We start from the raw sequence: 20,634 nt of genomic DNA, 5'->3' as shown, positions 1-20,634 counted from the left end.
CCGCCGCACAATCCCACCCCCTGCCCTCGTACCTGCAGGCCGACCACCTCGGCCCCTGGGGCAACTACCTGCAGCAGGTGGACCGCGTCACCCCTTACCTGGGCAGCCTGGCGCGTTGGGTGGAAACGCTCAAGCGTCCCAAACGCATCCTGATCGTGGACGTGCCGATCGAGCTGGACAACGGCACCATCGCCCACTACGAAGGCTACCGCGTGCAACACAACCTGAGCCGCGGCCCCGGCAAGGGCGGCGTGCGTTTTCACCAGGACGTGACGTTGTCGGAAGTGATGGCCCTGTCGGCCTGGATGTCGGTGAAGAACGCGGCGGTGAACGTGCCCTACGGCGGTGCCAAGGGCGGTATCCGCGTGGACCCCAAGAAGCTGTCGATGGGTGAGCTGGAGCGCCTGACGCGCCGCTACACCAGCGAAATCGGCCTGCTGATCGGCCCGTCCAAGGACATCCCCGCACCCGACGTGAACACCAACGGCCAGATCATGGCCTGGATGATGGACACCTATTCCATGAACGTGGGCGCCACCGCCACCGGCGTGGTCACCGGCAAGCCCGTGGACCTGGGTGGCTCGCTGGGCCGTGTGGAAGCCACCGGCCGTGGCGTGTTCACCGTGGGCGTGGAAGCCGCCAAGCTGACCGGCCTGGCGCTCGACGGTGCCCGCGTGGCCGTGCAGGGCTTTGGCAACGTGGGCGGCATTGCCGCCAAGCTGTTTGCCGAAGCGGGTGCCAAGGTGGTGGCGGTGCAAGACCACACCGGCACCATCTTCAACAGCAAGGGCGTGGATGTGCCCGCCCTGCTGGCGCATGTGAAGACCCGTGGTGGCGTGGGCGGCTTTGCGGGCGCCGATGTGATGAAGGCCGAAGAGTTCTGGGGCGTGGATTGCGAGATCCTGATCCCTGCCGCGCTGGAAGGGCAGATCACCAAGGACAACGCGGGCCAGATCAAGGCCAAGCTCGTGATCGAAGGCGCCAACGGCCCCACGACCACCGAGGCCGACGACATCCTGCACGACAAGGGCGTGCTGGTGCTGCCCGATGTGATCGCCAACGCCGGCGGCGTGACGGTGAGCTACTTTGAGTGGGTGCAGGATTTTTCCAGCTTCTTCTGGAGCGAGGACGAGATCAACGCCCGCCTGGTGCGCATCATGCAAGAGGCCTTTGCGGGCATCTGGCAAGTGGCGCAAGAGCACAAGGTGAGCCTGCGCACTGCCACTTTCATCGTGGCCTGCCAGCGCATCCTGCACGCCCGCGAAATGCGCGGCCTGTATCCATAAGCCCTCGCCCGCCCCACCGGCCCGCCCCTTACCCGGGACGGGCCGTCACACCACCGCCAGCCGCTGCGATCCAGCCCTGGCGGTTTTTCTTTGCCCAGGCCTTGCGCAGCCACCGTGGCTGTTGCGCCGTGGCGACGCAGCAAGCGCGCGCAACGGCCGTTCAAGGCCCCAGAACGACCGCGCAGCCGCCGCAGAAACCAAAAGATACGCACACATACAAATGGTGATCTTTCCACCGGACCTTGCGTGAAAAACTGCCTGGACTTCGCACTCACGCCGTCTTCGGGAGATTCTGGTGGCCCTTCCATCCCTGCGCAGCCTGCTGGCGCGCTTTCTGCTCAGCCGCCTGCGCACCGCGCGCTCCGTGGCCCGTCTGGCGTACCGCCTGAATCCCCACAAACCCGCGCTCATCGACCGGCGCGGCACCCTCACCTATGCGCAGTTGCAGGATCGCGTGTACCGCCTGCAGGCCTGGATGCAGGCCCAGGGCGTGAAGAAAGGCGATGTGGTCTTCACCTGGCTGCCCGAGACCGGTGAGCAGTACGAAACCCGCCTGGCCACGTTCGAGAACGGCACCATCTTTGCCAGCTTTCACAAGCACCTGCCGGCCGAGGCAGCGCTCACGACCATGGGCCGCGTCAAGCCCACCGTCTTCATCCATGACCCGCTGCTGAGCGCGCCCATCCTGCAGGCCGTGCGCGAGCAGTTGCCCGGCTTGCGCGTGCTGGCGCTGGGGGATGAATACGAGCGCGCCCTGGCGCAGCAGACCCCCTCTGCGGGAACGGCCGACGTGCACGAGGACGATGTGTTCGCGCTGCACATGACCTCAGGCACCACGGGCCTGCCCAAGTCCATTGGTTACAGCAACCGCAAATACCTGGACAGCGTGCGGTTGATCTCGCGCGCCATCGACTTCAAGCCGCCCGCCAACGGACCGGACGTGAACATGCTGGGCCTGCCGCTCACCGGCCCGGGCTCGGGCCTGGTGCTGCCCACGCTGCTGGCGGGTGCGGCGCTGGTGATGCCCGAGGACTTCCGCGCCACCACGCTGGCTGGGCTGATCCAGAAGCACCGCGTGTCGCGCGCTTTCCTTTCGCCCTCGGCCATCATCGACCTGCTGGACGAGCCCACGCTGGGCCAGTACGACCTGTCGTCGCTGACCCATGTGCCCTACGGCTCGGAGATGATGCCCGCGCCCAAGATCGCCGAGGCCATCCGCCGCTTCGGGCCCATCTTCCAGCAGGGCTACGGCTGCCTGGAGGCCCTGCCCCCCATCACCTGGCTGCTGCCCCACGAGCATGTGGACGCGCAAGGCAACCCGCTGGGCAACGACATCCTCTCCACCGTGGGCCGCGTGATGCCGGGCGTGGACGTGGTCATCCGCGACGAGCAGTTTGCGCCGCTGCCGCTGGGCCAGATGGGCCTGATCACCGTGCAGACGCCGGTGCGGTTTGATGGCTACTGGCTGGACCCGGAAAAGACCAGCGAAACCCTGCGCGACGGCTGGGTGGTGATGGGCGACCTGGGCTATTTCGATGCTGCGGGCTACCTGCATGTGCTGGGCCGCAGCGCCGACCGCGTGGTGCGCCACGGCCAGGCACTCAACCCGCGCGAGATCGAGGAAGTGGCGCACTGCCACCCGGCCGTCAAAGAGGCCTGCCTGGTGCAGCATGGCACCGCCGCCGTGCTGGTGGCCAGCCTGCGGCAGAGCTGGCGCAACGACCGAGGCACCCAGGCCCTGGAGCACGACCTGGCGGAGTTCCTGGTGCAACACCTGCCGCCCGAGATGCGGCCCGACGATGTGCGCCTGGTCACCGAGATTCCGCGCAGCTTCCTCAACAAGATGCTGCGGCGCGAGGTGCGCCTGATGCTGGAGGCCATGCCGCCGCGCAGCAGCGCGGCGCACACTGAAGGCGCAGAGCCTGTGGCGGGCTCGATGGCGATGGCTGCCCGGGCCGAAGCAATGGCATCCGCGCACCCATGACAGCCCCCATGAACATGCAGCACACCCCACACATCCGGCTGAGCCTGGGCACCAAGCTCGGCTACGCCGTGGGCAACGTCGGCCTGCAAATGCTGATTGCGGCCATGAGCTTCCTGCTCATGATCTTCTACACCGACGTGGCCCTGGTGCCTCCGGCCGTGGCCGGTGCGGCGCTGCTGGTGGGCAAGGTGTGGGACACCATCAACGACCCGCTGTTTGGCTGGCTGACCGACCGCACGCGCTCGCGCCACGGCCGCCACCGCGTGTACCTGATCTACGGCGCCCTGCCCCTGGCCGTGGTGGCTGCCGCCGTGTGGATGGTGCCGCCAGGCCTGAGCCCCTGGGCAGCGTTTGTGTGGATCGCCGTCACCTACACCTTGTTCGACACCGTGATGACGCTGGTGCAGCTACCCTACCAGGCCATGGCCGCCAACATGACGCAGGACTACGACGAGCGCACCAGCCTCACGGCTTTTGCATCCATGGGTGCCCTGCTGGGGTTTTTTGCGGGCAGCGTGTTCATGCCCCTGCTGGTGCGGGCCGCGCCCGATGCACGCACGGGCTACGCACTGGCAGGCGCCTGTTTCGGGCTGGCCGCTGGGGTCGCTGTGGCCGTGGTGGCCTGGCGCGTGCGCGAGCCCGCCACCACCGGCGACTTATCGCCTGCCGCACCAAACCCTCCAGCAGCCACACCCGGCTGGGCGTCGGTGCGCAGCACCCTGCTGGCCACGCTGCGCAACCGCCCGTTTGTGATGCTGGTGAGCGCAGCCGGGCTGGTGCGGCTGGGCCTCACGCTGGTGCAGGCCTCGCTCGCTTATTTCGTCATCTACCAGCTGCAGGGCGACAAGGGCGATCTGCCACGCTTCATGGGCATCCTGCTCGCGGTGGTGGGCGTCTCGCTGTTCGTCTGGAAGCGCGTGGTGGACCGCTGGGAGAAAAACCGGGCCTACATCCTCGGGCTGGTGTTCTGCTGTGCGGGGCTGCTAGCGCTGTACTGGGTGGGCCCAGGCCAGCAGGCCCTGGTGACGGGCATCCTGGTGGTGGTGGGCATTGGCATGGGCGCGCACTGGATCGTGCCGTTTGCCATGGTGCCCGACACCATCGACCACGGCCACATGCAGGCGGGCGAGCGCCAGACCGGCATGTACTACGGCCTGTACGGCCTGGTCGACAAGCTGGCTCGCACCCTGGCCACGGTGCTGGTGGCCGGCATGCTGGAGCTGACCGGCTATGTGCCCAACGTGGCCCAGTCGGCCCAGGCGCTGCAGGGCATCACAGCCATGACGGGACTGCTGCCGGCGCTGTGCCTGGTGCTGGCCATTCCACTGCTGATGGCCTACCCCATCACCCGCGCCCGCCATGCAGACCTGGTGCGCAGCGTGGGCGCTGCCGCCCCGGCGGAGACGGCCAGTGCGGCAGCAGTGGCCGCAACCCCTGTGCGCCAGAGCGAACACACCACCCGCCCTGCGTGGGAGCCCTCACGCAACCTGCCCGGTGGCGGGCACGACTTCGCACACAGTCGTTAGAGAACATCCGGGAGCGCCCTCAGGCAGACGGCGCTGGTCCGACGGGTTCGGGCGGCAACACGCCGCGCAGCGCCAGACAGAAGGGCTGCGCACACTCAGCGCGCGCTGCATACGGGCAGCCCACGGTCTCGCACAGGCCCGATTCCCCGTTGCGCGCCCGCGCGTCCTCGCGGGGCACCTGGCCGCTGGCCTGCAGCACGGCCATCTGGGTCCAAGGGTCAAGACGCCCTGTGGCCTGCTGCAGCATGTCGCGGCCATACACGGTGGCGGCCAGTTGGGGCTGCAGGTCCAGCACCAGCAGCGCGCTGGTGCGCGGCGCGACAGCATCCATGCCCTGCAACACCAAGGCCAACACCCCCGATTGCAACGCCTGGCCGCCGCCCGCAAAAGGCACCTGCAGCGCGCCACCCGCAGTGCCCGCAGCGGCAGGTGACGCCTGGGCCGCCAGCCACGGCACCGGGGCACGCAAGGTGAGCGCCAGCCCGCGCGGCCCCTCAGGCGTCGACACCACGCCCTGGCGCACCAGCCAGGTTTGCAGCGGCGGCTGGTCGGCATCCAGCGCCCCGCTCTCCAGCGCCTGCGCCATGCCGATGGGCCAGGGCTGCGCGGCCACCACACGTTGCGGCACTCCGGCCTGGGCGGTGACCTGTGCCACCAGGGCACTCACCATCCGCAGCAGCGGTGCGCTGAGGCCCGACGCAGGCCAGGCCGTGCCACTTGTGGCGGAGGCAGCGGACGCCGCGACATTGCCAGACGTACCCGGGGTTGCGCCACGCGGCAGCGCCGATGCCCCCGTTGGCGAGGCCCGCGCAGCCCCCTCACCCCTTGCGCCCTGCAATCGGCCATCGGCCCCGCCCGCCCGGCGCGGGTCGAAGCCCGCCGCCAACTGTTCGCGCGCCTGGGGCGAGATGCTGGCCTGGTCCGCCGGTGTAGGCAGCGGCCCGCCGGGCGGACTGGGTGATGTGACCGAGGGCGGCGGCGCGCTGGGGTCTGCAATGGGCAACGGCGAGGGTGCGGCGGGTACCGGGGGTGTGGCGGCTTTGGGCTTGTCCAGCCCCAGCAACGCCGTCTGCCGCTGCAGCGCCGCCTCGGCCAGGAACTGGGCCACGGGCGGCAGTGCCGTGCGGGACGGATCGATCGGGAGGGTCATGCCGGGTTGCCTGGGGAATGGATGCCCGATTCTGTAGTGATTCGTCCAGCGTGAACAGGCCACGGTGCGGGCAAACCTGTTGCCCGCATCAGCTATCAACTACATAGCAAAAGGTGCAATAAATTCCGGCGCTACCGGCACTTTTTGCCCACAATCCGGTTCCACCGCCCGCCGCCTTGCCTCTCAGTACACAGCCACCTCCCCGCCATGCCCCCGCACACCACCGCCCGCTCGCGCCTTGTTGATCGCCACCCCACGCCCCACACCGGGGTTGCGCCTGCACTGCTGATGGCCGTGCTGGGCTTCCTGCTGTTCAGTGGGTGGATGTATGCGCCGCAGTGGGAGCGCGCCTTCCGCTCGGACGGCTCGCCGGTGTCGTGGCTGTCGAGTGCGCTGCTGCTGGCGCTCAGCATCACGGCCCTGCGGATGGTGGGGGACCGCGCCCTGCCCCGTCGGCTGGGTGCCTGGCTGGCGCTTGCGTTTTTTGTGCTGGCGCTGGACGAGCAGTTCATGCTGCACGAGCTGTGGAAATTTCGCTGCCATGAATGGACAGACGCCTGCCGCTGGGCCCCCGTGCGCGAAGCCCCCATGCTCGCCGTGGCGGTGGTGGGCCTGCTCACCATGGCCTGGCTGCACCGCGCCTTGTGGCACCCCGGCACCCGCGCGCTGCTGTGGGCGGGCCTGGCTGTGGGCTGGCTGGCGATTGGTGTGGACCAATGGCCCGAAGTGCAAGCGCACTGGCCCCGCCTGCCCGAGCTGCCCGCCCTGCTGGCCACGCTGGAAGAAGGGCTGGAAGTGGTGGCCGAGGCGCTGGTACTGGGGGCGTTGCTGCGTCAGCCAGGGCAGCGATAAGAGGGAGGCGCCGTGCAGATCCGCTGGCAGACGGATGAGAGCCATGCCCGACGTTCAGCAGTACTCAGCTGAACTGCTCATAAAACACATCAATCGGGCTCGTGGCGACCTTGGCCTGGAGCGGAAAAATCTCCCAGGGAGTTTTAACGCTCATGTCATCAAGGCGAGCCAACAATTGATCCCGCACAGCCGCTTTCACTTCCTGTCGCCAGTTCAAGACCTGGCCCCAAGTTGAACTCCCATTCAAATGCAATGGAAACCGCACGGCTTGCACTGATGCGCTATAGGCCAGAGGAAAGAGCCGCCTGTAGGCGTGAAGGTTGTAGAGCCACGAAACGCCACGCACTGTTGTAGCCATTGGCGCACTTCGCTGAACATGTGCAAACAAGTCTCGCAGGTCTGACATCCTCGCGCCGACGTTCTCAACGGCCAATGGACTGGAATTGAGTCCACCTGGCGGTAGAAAGTGGATGCGCAAGGTACCGGTGGCATCGGGCGGGTCGTACGAGAAGCAGCCAAACGACCGTTCGAGTTCGGGGTAGGAGTGGGGCCACTGGTACTCGGCGCACAAGGCGAGTTGGGCAGCATGGTCACTGCCTGTGCTTTGAACTCTGGCCAAGAAGCGATGCCATTGAGTCTCGCCGGCGTTGCCCCAAAGGTTCAGCCTGCGTCGCAGGTTAGTACAACGGTCAATGGCCACGTCAATTGGAACCGCCGCTTTCACCGCATAGTGCGCGGCAAACTTCAATTGAAGAGAAAAATAACATTCAAGCATTGAATTGGACGGTGACACTGGCTCGCCGACTGCTGCTCCCAGCCGAACGTTGTCCAGCAGCCTCCCCTCACGTGCACTCCTGATCCACCCAATACCCCGCTGGAAACCACTGGCCGTTGATATTGAGGTACCAGCGCCATTCAAAAATGGGCTCAAAGCTCATGCCGCCCGGCGAGGGGGTGTCGATGCGCAGGATGTCCGCCACGCCGTCGCGGTCCAGGTCGATCTCGTGCACCGTCACCGCTGTTTTCTTGCGCTCGGGCTGGGGCCGGTAGGGCGGGTCGGCGGGCATCATCCAGCTGGTGGCATAGCGCCTGGAGCGCACCTTCACCGCATCGGGCGGCAGCCTGCCGGGCACCACCAGGCGCACCAGCACGTCGGCCGACTCTGACACCTTGGCATAGCCGCGCACGGCAGTGGTCTCGTCGTTGCGCGGGTCGTCAAAGCCCTTGCCCGGGTAGTGGCCGCCGCAATAGTGGTCTGCATTGCTGATGTCCCAATACCGCCGCCCCATGGTACGGGCGCCCACCAGGCCCTGGTGCGTGATCGTGTACAGCGTGAGCGCCGGGGCAAAGGCCAGATCGGCACCGCCCACGTCCCAGAAGCCCGTCACGAACTCGATCTCGGGTCCGCTGTGGCGGTTGAAGCTGCCATAAGGCACAGCGGTGGACTCCACGGCAATGCGGCTGCCCGCCACGGCCGCGATGCCGTCGGCCTCGGTCTCGTGCAGCAGGGCCACGCTGGTGTGGCTGCGGAAGTACGACGGGGCAATGGCAGGCAGCGTGGGGGCGGATGCCAGGGGCGCCACGGCCGGGATATGGTCCACGGCGCGGGTGGCCAGCTTCAAGTTGTCCAGCGGGTTGACGGGGCGGCCCCGGTCGATCTCCTGCTCGGGCCGCAGCAACACGCCGCCGCGCATGAGCTTTTTGGCAGCCTCCCATTCGGGGCGCAGGGGGTACTGCACGGGCATCCGGGGCGTGTGGCTTTGAGCCAACGCGGGCAACTGCAATGCAGCGGGGCGCGGCAGGGCGTTGCCGTAGGCCCGCATGCGGTTGGCCGACGGCGCCACCCAGAAGGCGCGGGCGGCCTCCTTGCCCGCCTGGGCCAGGGTGAGGGGCTGGTCGGCCAGCAGGTTGCAGGCCACATGGGCTTGCAGGGGCTCAGGCAACGGCGGGCCCAGGCGCGCATCGCCCGTGTAGAGCACGGCGCACCAGCCGTCGCGCTCGGTGATCTGCTGCAGCACGGTGTTGGCGGGTACCTGGGCCACGATGCGCGCCTGCGACTGGGCAGCATCGCGCAGGTTGACCCAGGAGCCCTGCACATAACGCTGCTTGGCGGGCGCCACAGCCGACGTCTGGGCATTGACCGGGCCTACGAGAACTGCGCCCAGCAAAGCAGCCATGGTCCAGTGGCGAGGCCGTGTGGCGTGCACCAAGGTCTTCATGCTCCAGCCCCTGCAAAAGAGTTACACCGCCAATGCAGGCTCTGCCGCTTCAGCAGGCGGTTGCGATTCAATCACCCGCGCCAGCAGCGCGCCGCTGTAGCGCCCGGGCAGCGGGATCCACACGCGCACCGGGCTGCCCTGGGCGACCTGCACGGGCTGGCCTTCGACATTGCGCATCTCTTGCAGGCGCACCGTAGTGTTGCCGCTGGGGTGCACGACCTCGACCAGGTCGCCCACGGCAAAGTGGTTCTTGGTTTCGACCTGTACCCAATCTCCTGACAGGCTCACTTCGGCCTGTCCTTCGGCACCCAGCACCTCGCCCACATACTGGCTGCGCTGCGTGGCCGAGTGGCCGCTGAGGTAGTTCTGGTAATCGTTGCTGGGGCGGCGCTCCAGCAGGCCGCCGGTGTAGCCCCGGTTGGACAGGCCTTCCAGCTCGATCAGCAGCTCGGGGTTGAAGGGGCGGCCCGCCACGGCGTCGTCGATGGCGCGGCGGTACACCTGGGCGGTGCGGGCCACGTAGTACAGGCTCTTGGTGCGGCCTTCGATCTTGAGCGAATCGACGCCGATCTGCGCCAGGCGCGCCACGTGCTCCACCGCGCGCAGGTCCTTGCTGTTCATGATGTACGTGCCGTGCTCGTCTTCCATGATGGGCATCATCTGCCCAGGGCGGCCCGCTTCTTCGATCAGGTAGACCTTGTCGGCCTTGGGGTGGCGCTCGCCGTTGCCGGTGGTCGATGCAAAGGACTGTTCGGCCTTCTGCTGCGCGGCCTCGAAGTTGAAGTCACCTTCCATCTTTTGCGCGATGGCCTCGCCCGTGGTGGGGTCGATGTCCGAGTCGTGCGTGGCGTAGTTCCAGCGGCAGGCGTTGGTGCAGGTGCCCTGGTTGGGGTCGCGGTGGTTGAAGTAGCCGCTGAGCAAGCAGCGGCCCGAGTACGCAATGCACAGCGCGCCGTGCACGAACACTTCCAGCTCCATGTCAGGGCATTCCTGGCGGATTTTCTCGATCTCGTCCAGGCTCAATTCGCGCGAGAGGATGACGCGCTCCACGCCCATCTTTTGCCAGAACTTCACGGCCGCCCAGTTGGTGGTGTTGGCCTGCACCGAGAGGTGCACCACCTGCTCGGGCCACTTTTCCTTGACCATCATGATCAGGCCCGCGTCGGCCATGATGAGGGCATCGGGCTGGCAGTCGATCACGGGCTCGATGTCGCGCAGGTAGGTGCGGATCTTGTCGTTGTGCGCAATCAGGTTGCTCGTCACAAAGAACTTCTTGCCGCGTGCATGGGCCTCGTCAATGCCCTGCTTGATCTGCTCCAGGCGGAACTCGTTGTTGCGCGCACGCAGGCTGTAGCGCGGCTGGCCTGCGTACACGGCGTCGGCGCCAAAGTCGTAGGCGGCGCGCATCTTGTCGAGCGAGCCAGCAGGCAGGAGGAGTTCGGGGGCTTTGAGCGTGGTCATGGGGTGGCCCAATCTAAAAATCGTCGGGGGTCGGGTTCAGCGGGGCATCAGGGGCAGACCGCCCAGCATGCCCACGGCCTGTGCTGGAAACTCTTCGGCATCAAACGCCTTGTCGCCATCGGCGTCCTGCACGCCATTGGGCACCAGGCCCTTGAAGTCAAACTGGCGCGGGTCCATGAAGTGCGAGGGCACCAGGTTGCGCAGCGCGACGGCCATGTTCTCGATGCGGCCGGGGTAGAGCTGCTGCCAGTCGCGCAGCATCTGGCCGATCTGCTTGCGCTGCAGGTTCTCCTGGCTGCCGCACAGGGTGCAGGGGATGATGGGGAACTGGCGGTGCTCGGCCCAGCGCGTGAGGTCGTCCTCGGCCACGTAGGCCAGCGGGCGGATGATGAGGTGGTCGCCCCGGTCGCTCTGCACCTTGGGCGGCATGCCCTTGAGCTTGCCGCCGAAGAACATGTTGAGAAAGAAGGTCTGCAGCATGTCGTCGCGGTGGTGGCCCAACGCGATCTTGGTGCACCCCAGCTCGTCGGCCACGCGGTACAGGATGCCCCGGCGCAGGCGGCTGCACAGGCTGCACATGGTCTTGCCTTCGGGGATGTGCTCCTTGACGACGCTGTAGGTGTCCTGCGTTTCGATGTGGAAGGGCACACCCACCTTCGTCAAATACTCGGGCAGCACATGGGCCGGAAAACCCGGCTGCTTCTGGTCGAGGTTGACGGCGATCAGCTCGAACCTGTTGCCGTTGCGCTGCTGCAGCAAACACAGCACGTCCAGCATGGCGTAGCTGTCCTTGCCACCCGAGACGCAGACCATGACCTTGTCGCCGTCTTCGATCAGACCAAAGTCGGTGATGGCCTGGGCCACCTGGCGCACCAGGCGCTTTTCGAGCTTGAGCGCGGCGTGGGCGGCGGCTTTGGCAGCCGCTGCGGCAGCGTCGTCGCCCTCCACAAAGGAAGAGGCGGGCGGGGTGGCGGTATCAAGCATGGAATAGACGGACCAGACGGCGAAACGGGAAGGCGCAATGAAGGGGGGATTGCAAGGTTGCCGCACCCAGCGGCGCCTTGCAATGGGCTGCCGCACTGCGCTGGTACGGCATTGACTACTATTTTTATAGCTACCAGCGCATATGGAACAGACGCTAGCAGCCAATTCGACTCAAATTCAGGCTTCTGCGGGGTAGAACATCTTGCGAGTGGGCACATCGGCCACCGCCTTGGCAATGGCGCCAATGTGGTCTGGCGTGGTGCCGCAGCAGCCGCCCAGGATGTTGACCAGCCCCTCGGCCGCAAACTCGTGCACCAGGCGGCTGGTGATCTCAGGCGTTTCGTCAAAGCCGGTGTCGCTCATGGGGTTGGGCAGGCCGGCGTTGGGATAGCAGCTGATGAAGGTGTCCTCGGCCACCCGGTTCAGCTCCTGGATGTAGGGGCGCATCAGCGTGGCACCCAGGGCGCAGTTCAGGCCAATGGCCAGCGGGCGCGAGTGGCGCACGCTGTGCCAGAAGGCGGTCACGGTCTGGCCGGAGAGGATGCGGCCCGAGGCATCGGTGACGGTGCCGCTGATGATGAGCGGCAGGCGCTCGCCGCTTTTTTCAAAGAACTCGTCGATAGCGAACAGCGCGGCCTTGGCGTTGAGTGTGTCGAAGATGGTCTCGACCAGCAGCACATCGGCGCCGCCCTCGATCAGCGCCTCGGTCTGCTCGTAGTAGGCAGCGCGCAGCTGCTCAAAGTCGATGTTGCGGGCGCCGGGGTCGTTCACATCGGGGCTGATGCTGGCCGTCTTGGGCGTGGGGCCGAGGGCGCCGGCCACGAAGCGGGGCTTGTCGGGCGTGCTGTATTTGTCGCAAGCCGCGCGCGCCAGCTGGGCCGAGCGCAGGTTCATCTCGCGCGCCAGCTCGGCCATGTGGTAGTCCTCCTGCGCCACGGTGGTTGCGCCGAAGGTGTTGGTCTCGATGAGGTCGGCGCCAGCCGCCAGATAGCGCTCGTGGATATCGCGAATCACGTCGGGCCGGGTGATGCTGAGCAGCTCGTTGTTGCCCTTCACGTCGTAGGCAAAGTCCTTGAACCGGTCCCCCGCGCCATCCGGCCCCGTGTAGCCCTCGCCCCGGTACTGCGCCTCGCCCAGCTTGAAGCGCTGGATCATGGTGCCCATGGCGCCGTCGAGGATGACGATGCGTTGGGCGAGGATGTCGGGCAGTTGCGCAGCGCGCGTGTAGTGGAGGGCTTGCATAGGCCCCTATTGTAGAAAGTGCGGCCCCTGCGCCCTTGCAGCGCACAATATGCGCCTGCCGCGCTCAGGGCCAAGCCCTGGCGCGCCAGAAAATACTGGCCTTATCGGCACCAAGCGCTTGATTTATATGCGCTTGCAGCTATCCATTTCAGAGTATCCGCTTGTCCTCTCGCCCGTCTCCCGCGCTGTCCCCTGCCCATGCCGTTTTGCAGGACGTTTTTGGCTACGAGCAGTTTCGCGGCCCGCAGCAGGCCATCGTTGAGCATGTGATCGCCGGTGGCGACGCGCTGGTGCTCATGCCCACCGGCGGCGGCAAGAGCCTGTGTTACCAGGTGCCGGCCATCGTGCGCCAGCGGCAGGGGCGCGGGGTGACCATCGTGGTCTCTCCGCTGATCGCGCTGATGCACGACCAGGTGGGGGCACTGCACGAGGCGGGGGTGGATGCGGCCTTTTTGAACTCTACGCTGAGTTTTGACGAGGCGCAGGATGTGGAGCTGCGCCTGCAGACTGGCGACATCACCCTGCTGTACGCCGCGCCCGAGCGGCTGAATACGCCGCGTTTTCTGGGCCTGCTCGATAGCCTGTACGAAGGCGGTCACCTCTCGCTGTTTGCCATCGACGAGGCACACTGCGTGAGCCAGTGGGGCCACGACTTTCGCCCCGAATACCGCGCGCTCACGGTGCTGCACGAGCGCTATGCGGGCGTGCCACGCATTGCGCTCACGGCCACGGCCGACGACCTCACACGCGCCGACATCATCGAGCGGCTTCAGCTGGAAGACGCGCGGCTGTTCATCAGCAGCTTCGACCGGCCCAACATCCGCTACACCATCGTCGAGAAGAAGGACGCCACCACCCAGCTGCTGCGCTTCATCGAGCGCGAGCACGCGGGCGAGGCGGGCGTGGTGTATTGCCAGTCGCGCAAGCGCGTGGAGGAGCTGGCGTCCACCCTGAGCGACGCGGGCATCACCGCCCTGCCCTACCACGCGGGGCTGGACACCAAGGTGCGACAGAAGAACCAGGACCGCTTTCTGCGCGAGGAGGGCATCGTGATGGTGGCCACCATCGCTTTTGGCATGGGCATCGACAAGCCCGACGTGCGCTTTGTGGCCCACGTGGACATGCCCAAGAACATCGAGGGCTACTACCAGGAGACCGGCCGCGCGGGCCGCGACGGCCTGAACGCCGATGCCTGGATGGCCTATGGCCTGAACGACGTGGTCAACCAGCGCCGCATGATCGACGAGAGCCCCGCGGGCGAGGAGTTCAAGCAGGCGCTGCGCGGCAAGCTCGACGCGCTGCTGGCGCTGGCCGAGGCCACCGACTGCCGCCGCGTGCGGCTGCTGGCCTACTTTGGCGAGCAGTCCACGCCGTGCGGTAACTGCGACAACTGCATCAGCCCGCCCGCCGTGTGGGATGCGACCGATGCCGCCCGCAAGCTGCTGTCCACCATCTACCGTGTGAACCAGGCCAGCGGCATCAGTTTTGGCACGGGGCACATCATGGACATCCTGCGCGGCAAGAAGACCGAGAAGGTCGCGCAGTTCGGGCACGAAAAAATCTCCACCTTCGGCATTGGCGCAGACCTGACCGAGCCCCAGCTGCGCGGCGTGCTGCGCCAGCTGATCGCCACGGGCGCGCTGGGCCTGCAGAAGGTGATGCTGGACAGCGGCCACAGCTTTGACACCCTGTGCCTCACCGAGGGCTCGCGCGCCGTGCTCAAGGGCGAGGTGCCGGTGCAGCTGCGCGAATCGGTGTCGTCCGCCCCCGCCAAGCGCACCCGCAAGGGCAGCGCACCGCCAGCCGCTGCCGCCAATCTGGGACCCGACGCACAGGTGCGCTTCATCAACCTCAAGGCCTGGCGCGCCGAAGTGGCACGCGAGCACAACCTGCCCGCGTATGTGATCTTTCACGACGCCACACTGGCTGCGATTGCCGAGCGCAACCCAGGGTCGCTGGATGACTTGCAAGGCATCAGCGGCATGGGGGCGAAGAAGCTGGAGGCGTATGGGGCGGAGGTGCTGAGGGTGGTGGAAGGACGCTGATTTCTGTCACATCTGCGACGCGTGTCCCCCTGAATCTGCTGGCAATTTAGTTTGCTGTGCGGCCGCTGAAAAGGGATACATTCAGTTGGATTGTCTAACCACCACTGCTGTATTCAAGAGAGGGAGAGAGGGATGCATTCCAAGAAATTGATAGCTGTCGTATTGCTATCGGGAGCGGGCCTGGCGCAAGCATTTGCACCACAAGCAGGGACCTGGGTCGTGAGCTCTGAACTGGATGGCAAGCCAGGGCGGGGGCTGGCGATTGACGTGCAGAACGACACGTTCGTGATGCAGATGTATGCCTACGAAAGCAGCGGACAACCCACCTTCTATTTGGCAACAGGCAAGATAGCGAATGATCAGGTCGCAGCGCCCTTGATTCGTTACACCGGGGGGCGCTACCTGGGCAGCGGCCCGCTGTCAGGGAAAGAGGCGGGAACCGTTGGCACGGTACGGTTCCGTTTCACCAGCGGAGCCACGGGCTACATCACTCTCCCGGGTGAATCCGAGAAAGCCATCTCCCGGTTCAATTTCGGATATGCCTTTGCAGCATCCAGCCTTGTGGGAATCTGGGCCTTGACCTCTTTGGGCTCGGAGGGGCTTATCGCGGATGCCGTGCAGCTGACCAGCAACTTGGGCCCTACCTCCACCGGAAATGGCCTAGTCGCAACCTCGGACGGACTTTTCGGGTGCGAACACCAAACCTCTGGTGGATTGGCTGGAAACGTGCTGTGTATCAAGATCAATGCGCAAGGCCAATTGCAAAGATCCTATGTGTTCGCCTACAGCGTGAATGAAGGCGAAGGCTATTCCCAGCGCTCAGGTACCGGAACTCAACAGCTCCTGTCTATCCGAAGACTGACAACTCCGCAGGGCGTAGGCACGGGCCTCGTCTACAAATCGGACGAGCAACAGCCTGCGATTGAACATCCTGCGCTTCGGCTTCACATGGAGAACATTGCGACTGGCGGTTCTCTCAAATAAGCCCGATTGGCGCACGGCAATATAGCCCGGCCACGACTCTATTGCCTGCAAAGTGAAAAGGGGACCAATTATTAGTCCCATCTGTCCGCCTTTGATGGAGTGACTGCACAGGGTGCTCTGGGGTGGTCCCAGCATGCCTGTAGCGCCTGGGGTCGCGTCAGCAGATTGCGCATTGGCCAAATCGCACCGCGCGGCTGCGCGCCACCTGCTGTCGGAATACCCGCAACCGCAATTCACACCCCACCCCCAGGATGGCGTCTTAGTGGGGTTGTGGGGCCAGATGTGGAGCAGCGCCGAACCTATCGGCTGCAACCCACCTAACCAGCCCTGTGGGCAGTTCGACCGAACGTGGCTTGCGCGGCAAGCAAGGAAAGAAAGCCGTGTACAGACCGGCGCAAGGAAGATCCGTGCAGGACTTACCGATGGTTCACGTGCATGCTTTGGCTGCGGTGGGGTAGAAGAGCTGCAGCTCAATGGCAGGCGGCGGTTTCTTCCTCCTCGATGCGGGGATAGAAGTCATGGTCTTCGCGCTGCATGCGCTCGAACACCCGGCGCAGCACCACGTTAGCCTCATTGCGGAAGTCCTGCGCATCGCGGCGCACGTTCTCGGCCGTGTTCCAGCGGCGCGCGAAGGCGTCGTTGGCGCTGGCAATCGAGGACATCTCGCTCTGGTACTGGCGGCCCAAGCGCGCCAGTTCCACATTGCCGCCGCGCTGCAGCGCGGGATACAGCACCTGGTCTTCCACGGCCAGGTGCAGCTTGATGGTGCCGCTCATCGCCACAATGCCCTGGGCGATGGCCGTGGCGTTGGCCTCCACGCCTGCGTGGGCCAGGGCGCGCAAGGTGGCGATGCTGCGCAGGATGTCGGTGTGCTGGTGCTTGAATTTTTCGAGGTTCATGGAAAGTCCTTGTGGGATGAACGAAGGACCTGCGCTGCCGCCGAGGGGGGTGGCGCGCGGCGCAGGTCGGTGGCGTATCAGCGGCGGGTATCCGCGAGGTAGGCGCCAGCGTTGGCAGCAGGGGCCCGCGAGCCAAACACGCCGCTCACCACCTGCCAGGCCATGGCCAGCGCGCCGACAATGAAGACCACGTCGCCGAAGGTGCGCACCCAGCGCAGCGTCTGGATGAAAGGCTGCTGCATGAAGGCCTCACCCCGGGCGTACCACAGGCCTTCGCTCACGCTGGCGTGGAACTGGAACAAGCCGATGGGCAGCAGGCTGGTGGCGATCATCAGCACCAGGCCGGCATTGAGCCACCAGAAGCCCGTCGTCATGAGCCGCTCACTGAACACCAGCTGCGGCCGGATGTAGCGCAGCACCAGCAGCGTGAAGCCCAGCGCCAGGAAGCCATACACCCCGAACAGCGCGGCGTGGGCATGCACCGGCGTGGTGTTCAGGCCCTGCACGTAGTACAGCGAGATGGGCGGGTTGATCATGAAGCCGAAGACACCCGCGCCCAGCATGTTCCAGAAGGCCACGGCCACGAAGCACATCAGCGGCCAGCGCAGGCGGGCCATCCAGGGCGTGCGGTGCTGCAGCCGCCAGTGTTCCCAGGCCTCGTGGCCCAGCACGACCAGCGGCACCACTTCGAGCGCGCTGAAGGCTGCGCCCACCGCCATCACCGGCGTGGTGGTGCCTGCAAAGTACAGGTGGTGGAAGGTGCCGGGCACACCACCCAGCATGAACAACGAGGCCGAGGCCACGCTGGCCGTGGTGGCCATGCGCACCGACACGAGCCCCAGCGTCGAGAAGATGAAGGCCAGCGCCGTGGTGGCGAAGACTTCGAAGAAGCCCTCCACCCACAGGTGCACCACCCACCAGCGCCAGTACTCCATCACCGACAGGTGGGTGCGTTCGCCGTAGAAGAAGCCCGCGCCGTAGAAGAGGCCGATGGCCACCACCGACGCCGTCAGCAGCGCCAGCAGGTTCTTGTCGCCGCCGGGGGTGCGCAGCGCCGGCACGATGCCGCGCAGCATGAGCACCAGCCAGAAGGCGATGCCGGTGAACTTGCCGATCTGCCACAGGCGGCCCAGGTCCACGTACTCATAGCCCTGGTGGCCCAGCCAGAAGTTCCACTCGGGCGGCATGATCTGCGCGATGGCCAGGTAGTTGCCGACGAACGAGCCCACCACCACCACAACCAGCGCCCAGAACAGGATGTCCACACCGAGCTTCTGGTAGGCCGGGTCCTTGCCCCCATTGATGAGCGGCGCGAGGAACAGGCCGGCAGCCAGGAAGCCCGTGGCGATCCAGAACAGCGCGCTCTGGATGTGCCAGGTGCGCACCAGCGAATACGGGAACCACTGTGACACGTTGATGCCATAGAACTGCTGGCCTTCCACCGTGTAGTGGGCCGTGAAGCCGCCCAGCAGCACCTGGAAGCTGAACAGCGCCACGATGAGGAACAAATACTTGCCCAGCCCGCGCTGCGACGGCGTGAGCGGCACGCGCGAGAGCGGGTCGTGCTGGGGTGGCGTGGGCTCCACCTCGTCATGCTTGCGCAGGAAAGACCAGCCCCACACGAGGAAGCCCACGCCCGCCATCATCACGACCACGCTCATCACCGACCAGACCATGTTCTCTGCGGTGGGTTGGTTGCCTATGAGCGGCTCGTGCGGCCAGTTGTTGGTGTACGTGGCCGTGGTGCCGGGGCGCTCGGTGGCGGCGGCCCAGGCCGTCCAGAAGAAGAAACCCGTCATCTGCGCGCGCCGCTCGGCGCTGGGCAGGGTGTTCTCCTTCATGGCGAAGTGCTCGCGGGTCTTGTGCAGCGCAGGCACGTCGCTGAAAAGCTGGTCGTAGTACAGCGCGGTCATCGCGATCGCGTCGGCCCGCACCGAGGACACCGTGGCCACGCCCGTCTCGGGGCTGTAGGTGTTGGTGCGGTACTCGGTCTTCATGCGGTCGCGCAGCACGGCCTGGGCGGCGGCGTCCAGCTCGGCAAAGGGCTTGCCGTGCGCACGCTCAGCGGCGACGTCAAGCCAGTTGAGCAGCTCGCGGTGCAGCCAGTCGGCCGTCCAGTCGGGTGCCTGGTAGGCGCCGTGGCCCCAGATGGAACCCAGCTGCATGCCCCCCACCGACTGCCACGCGGTCTGTCCGTCGAGGATGCTGTCGTGGGTGAAAAGCACTTCGCCCCCTGCCGTGGCGATCTTCGCGGGGATGGGCGGCGCGGTGCGGTAGACCTCGGCGCCGTAGTAGCCCAGCAGGCTGAAGGTGACGATGAGCACGCCGATCAGCGTGAACCAGAGCTTGCGGTAGTTACCCATGGCGGGCCTCCTGCTTCAACAGAACAACAACGAAGGGGCGGCGCCAGCGTGCGCTGGCGGCGTGGGGTCGGGGTCTTGTGGTCATGGCTTTTTGGAACGAGTGAATCGGTGTCACTGCCCACATCGCAAGCGCCGGGCCAGGGCTGCAGGCCTATAAAATCAACCACTTACACCGGTCATGGTTTTTCTGACCCTTCTCAAATGGGGTTTAATTCACCCGTTGAAGGTAAATATCACCATGGACCATAGCCCCCTGCTGGCCGACCTAGCCACCGACCTGCCCCAGGCTGTGCGCCTGCAGCGGCTGGTGGACCACCTGCGCACCCGCTTTCACTGCGGCGCCGTGGCCCTGCTGCAGCTGGAAGAAGACCACCTGCGCCCCGTGGCCGTGGAGGGACTGGTGCGCGAGGCGCTGGGCCGGCGCTTTGTGGTCAGCCAGCACCCCCGGCTCGCGGCCATCCTGGCGCGGCGCGAGGTGACCTGCTTCGACCACGACAGCACCCTGCCCGACCCCTACGACGGCCTGCTCGACACCCTGGTGGGCGAGCCCCTGCCCGTGCACGACTGCATGGGGGTGAGCCTGTGGGTGGACGGCCAGCCCTGGGGGGTGCTGACGCTCGACGCGCTGCAGACCGGCACCTTCGGCGAGGCCGCACGCGCCGCGCTGGCCGACTGCAAGGTGCTGGTGGAGGCGGCCGTGCGCATCTCGCGGCTGGAGCGCGAGGTGCAGGCGCTGCGCAGCGCCCCCCACACCCGCAGCCCCGACGACGAGCGCACCACCCGCGCGGGCGATGGCGACATGGAGATCGTTGGCCAGAGCGAACCCTTGTTGCGCCTGCTGCACGAGCTGGAGGTGGTGGCGGGCTCGGACCTGCCCGTGTTGTTGCTGGGCGAAACTGGTGTGGGCAAGGAGCTGTTTGCACGCCTGCTGCACCGCCAGTCCACGCGCGCTACCCGCCCGCTGGTGCACGTGAACTGCGCGGCGCTGCCGGAGTCGCTGGCCGAGAGCGAGCTGTTTGGCCATGTGCGCGGTGCGTTCTCCGGCGCAGTGGCCGACCGGCCGGGGCGCTTCGAGGCGGCCGAGGGCGGCACGCTGTTCCTTGATGAGGTGGGCGAGCTGCCGCTGGCCGTGCAGGCGAAGCTGCTGCGCACGCTGCAGAACGGCGAGATCCAGCGCCTGGGCGCCGACCGACCGCGCCGCGTGGACGTGCGCGTGATCGCCGCCACCAACCGCAACCTGCGCGACCAGGTGCGCGACGGCGCTTTCCGCGCCGACCTGTACCACCGGCTGTCGGTGTACCCCGTGCCCATCCCGCCGCTGCGCGAACGGGGCAACGATGTGCTGCTGATTGCGGGCCGCTTCCTTGAACTCAACCGCGCGCGCCTGGGCCTGCGCAGCCTGCGGCTGTCCACCTCGGCACAGGCGGCACTGCGCCGCTACCCCTGGCCCGGCAACATCCGCGAGCTGGAGCATGTGGTCAGCCGCGCGGCGCTCAAGGCCCTGAGCCGGGGCGTGAGCCGCGCCGACATCGTGACGCTGGAGCCCGCGCTGCTCGACCTGGACGCCGAAGCCGCCAGCGTGGCCCCCGCCGCCCTGGATGCCGGTGCCCCCGCGGTGGGCCCCCCGCCCCCCCCCCCC

General features: G+C 66.5%; 15 protein-coding genes. 7 read left to right on the top strand and 8 right to left on the bottom strand.

Annotation, left to right across the window (positions count from 1 at the left end; translation table 11 throughout):
* Positions 1 to 20: 20 nt before the first annotated feature.
* From AC07X4_RS21040 to AC07X4_RS21030, 3 genes are all read left to right on the top strand, one after another.
* Positions 21 to 1,286 (top strand): Glu/Leu/Phe/Val family dehydrogenase, encoded by a 1,266-nt coding sequence (locus tag AC07X4_RS21040; protein ID WP_494741196.1) that lies wholly within the window; start codon positions 21 to 23, stop codon positions 1,284 to 1,286.
* A 295-nt stretch (positions 1,287 to 1,581) separates the two neighbouring features.
* On the top strand, positions 1,582 to 3,270 hold the full coding sequence (locus AC07X4_RS21035; RefSeq protein ID WP_494741194.1) for a class I adenylate-forming enzyme family protein: 1,689 nt from the start codon (positions 1,582 to 1,584) through the stop codon (positions 3,268 to 3,270).
* Positions 3,271 to 3,278: 8 nt separating this feature from the next.
* A complete protein-coding gene (locus AC07X4_RS21030; protein ID WP_494741193.1) occupies positions 3,279 to 4,796 on the top strand; it encodes an MFS transporter in 1,518 nt (505 codons plus the stop codon).
* Between the two features lie 19 nt (positions 4,797 to 4,815).
* On the opposite strand, the gene AC07X4_RS21025 is transcribed toward AC07X4_RS21030, so the two are convergent.
* Positions 4,816 to 5,946, bottom strand: coding sequence for a hypothetical protein (locus AC07X4_RS21025; RefSeq protein ID WP_494741192.1), 1,131 nt, complete (start codon positions 5,944 to 5,946; stop codon positions 4,816 to 4,818).
* Between the two features lie 207 nt (positions 5,947 to 6,153).
* Here AC07X4_RS21025 and AC07X4_RS21020 point away from each other — a divergent pair, with 207 nt between their 5' ends.
* A complete protein-coding gene (locus tag AC07X4_RS21020; protein ID WP_494741191.1) occupies positions 6,154 to 6,798 on the top strand; it encodes a DUF8692 domain-containing protein in 645 nt (214 codons plus the stop codon).
* 64 nt (positions 6,799 to 6,862) lie between these two features.
* Here the strand turns inward: AC07X4_RS21020 and AC07X4_RS21015 are convergent, their stop codons facing one another.
* The 5 genes from AC07X4_RS21015 to AC07X4_RS20995 form a co-directional block, all read right to left on the bottom strand.
* A complete protein-coding gene (locus AC07X4_RS21015) occupies positions 6,863 to 7,573 on the bottom strand; it encodes a hypothetical protein (protein WP_494741190.1) in 711 nt (236 codons plus the stop codon).
* 67 nt (positions 7,574 to 7,640) lie between these two features.
* Positions 7,641 to 9,017, bottom strand: coding sequence for an SH3 domain-containing protein (locus AC07X4_RS21010; protein ID WP_494741189.1), 1,377 nt, complete (start codon positions 9,015 to 9,017; stop codon positions 7,641 to 7,643).
* Between the two features lie 21 nt (positions 9,018 to 9,038).
* Positions 9,039 to 10,478 carry a prephenate-dependent tRNA uridine(34) hydroxylase TrhP gene (gene trhP / locus AC07X4_RS21005; RefSeq protein WP_494741188.1) on the bottom strand — a complete coding sequence of 480 codons (1,440 nt, stop codon included), beginning with the start codon at positions 10,476 to 10,478 and terminating at the stop codon, positions 9,039 to 9,041.
* A gap of 36 nt (positions 10,479 to 10,514) precedes the next feature.
* Positions 10,515 to 11,462, bottom strand: coding sequence for a tRNA 2-thiocytidine(32) synthetase TtcA (gene ttcA, locus AC07X4_RS21000; protein WP_494741187.1), 948 nt, complete (start codon positions 11,460 to 11,462; stop codon positions 10,515 to 10,517).
* A 177-nt stretch (positions 11,463 to 11,639) separates the two neighbouring features.
* Positions 11,640 to 12,704 carry a homocysteine S-methyltransferase family protein gene (locus AC07X4_RS20995; protein WP_494741186.1) on the bottom strand — a complete coding sequence of 355 codons (1,065 nt, stop codon included), beginning with the start codon at positions 12,702 to 12,704 and terminating at the stop codon, positions 11,640 to 11,642.
* Between the two features lie 185 nt (positions 12,705 to 12,889).
* On the opposite strand from AC07X4_RS20995, the gene recQ reads away from it, so the two are divergent.
* Together recQ and AC07X4_RS20985 are read left to right on the top strand one after the other, a co-directional pair.
* Positions 12,890 to 14,749: a DNA helicase RecQ gene (gene recQ / locus AC07X4_RS20990; protein WP_494741195.1), complete on the top strand. Its 1,860-nt coding sequence runs from the start codon at positions 12,890 to 12,892 to the stop codon at positions 14,747 to 14,749.
* 132 nt (positions 14,750 to 14,881) lie between these two features.
* Positions 14,882 to 15,733, top strand: a complete 852-nt coding sequence (locus AC07X4_RS20985; protein ID WP_494741185.1) for a hypothetical protein — start codon at positions 14,882 to 14,884, stop codon at positions 15,731 to 15,733.
* A gap of 470 nt (positions 15,734 to 16,203) precedes the next feature.
* On the opposite strand, the gene AC07X4_RS20980 is transcribed toward AC07X4_RS20985, so the two are convergent.
* A complete protein-coding gene (locus AC07X4_RS20980; protein ID WP_494741184.1) occupies positions 16,204 to 16,632 on the bottom strand; it encodes a hemerythrin domain-containing protein in 429 nt (142 codons plus the stop codon).
* Positions 16,633 to 16,709: 77 nt separating this feature from the next.
* Positions 16,710 to 18,995: a nitric-oxide reductase large subunit gene (locus AC07X4_RS20975; protein WP_494741183.1), complete on the bottom strand. Its 2,286-nt coding sequence runs from the start codon at positions 18,993 to 18,995 to the stop codon at positions 16,710 to 16,712.
* Between the two features lie 238 nt (positions 18,996 to 19,233).
* Here AC07X4_RS20975 and norR point away from each other — a divergent pair.
* Positions 19,234 to 20,634: nitric oxide reductase transcriptional regulator NorR (norR, locus tag AC07X4_RS20970; protein WP_494741182.1), on the top strand; the 1,401-nt coding region annotated here is incomplete at its 3' end.

Source organism: Acidovorax sp. GW460-11-11-14-LB4 (assembly GCF_059423685.1).
The sequence above is the reverse complement of the archived record's forward strand: the minus strand, read 5'-3'. Positions and strand labels throughout refer to the sequence as shown.

What these genes read in the sequence shown, in the direction of transcription:
- AC07X4_RS21030 (WP_494741193.1), top strand. Translation starts at nt 3,279, where the DNA reads ATGAACATGCAGCACACCCCACACATCCGGCTGAGCCTGGGCACCAAG.
- AC07X4_RS21025 (WP_494741192.1), bottom strand. Translation starts at nt 5,946, where the DNA reads ATGACCCTCCCGATCGATCCGTCCCGCACGGCACTGCCGCCCGTGGCC.
- AC07X4_RS21020 (WP_494741191.1), top strand. Translation starts at nt 6,154, where the DNA reads ATGCCCCCGCACACCACCGCCCGCTCGCGCCTTGTTGATCGCCACCCC.
- AC07X4_RS21015 (WP_494741190.1), bottom strand. Translation starts at nt 7,573, where the DNA reads ATGCTTGAATGTTATTTTTCTCTTCAATTGAAGTTTGCCGCGCACTAT.
- AC07X4_RS21010 (WP_494741189.1), bottom strand. Translation starts at nt 9,017, where the DNA reads ATGAAGACCTTGGTGCACGCCACACGGCCTCGCCACTGGACCATGGCT.
- trhP (WP_494741188.1), bottom strand. Translation starts at nt 10,478, where the DNA reads ATGACCACGCTCAAAGCCCCCGAACTCCTCCTGCCTGCTGGCTCGCTC.
- ttcA (WP_494741187.1), bottom strand. Translation starts at nt 11,462, where the DNA reads ATGCTTGATACCGCCACCCCGCCCGCCTCTTCCTTTGTGGAGGGCGAC.
- AC07X4_RS20995 (WP_494741186.1), bottom strand. Translation starts at nt 12,704, where the DNA reads ATGCAAGCCCTCCACTACACGCGCGCTGCGCAACTGCCCGACATCCTC.
- AC07X4_RS20985 (WP_494741185.1), top strand. Translation starts at nt 14,882, where the DNA reads ATGCATTCCAAGAAATTGATAGCTGTCGTATTGCTATCGGGAGCGGGC.
- AC07X4_RS20980 (WP_494741184.1), bottom strand. Translation starts at nt 16,632, where the DNA reads ATGAACCTCGAAAAATTCAAGCACCAGCACACCGACATCCTGCGCAGC.
- AC07X4_RS20975 (WP_494741183.1), bottom strand. Translation starts at nt 18,995, where the DNA reads ATGGGTAACTACCGCAAGCTCTGGTTCACGCTGATCGGCGTGCTCATC.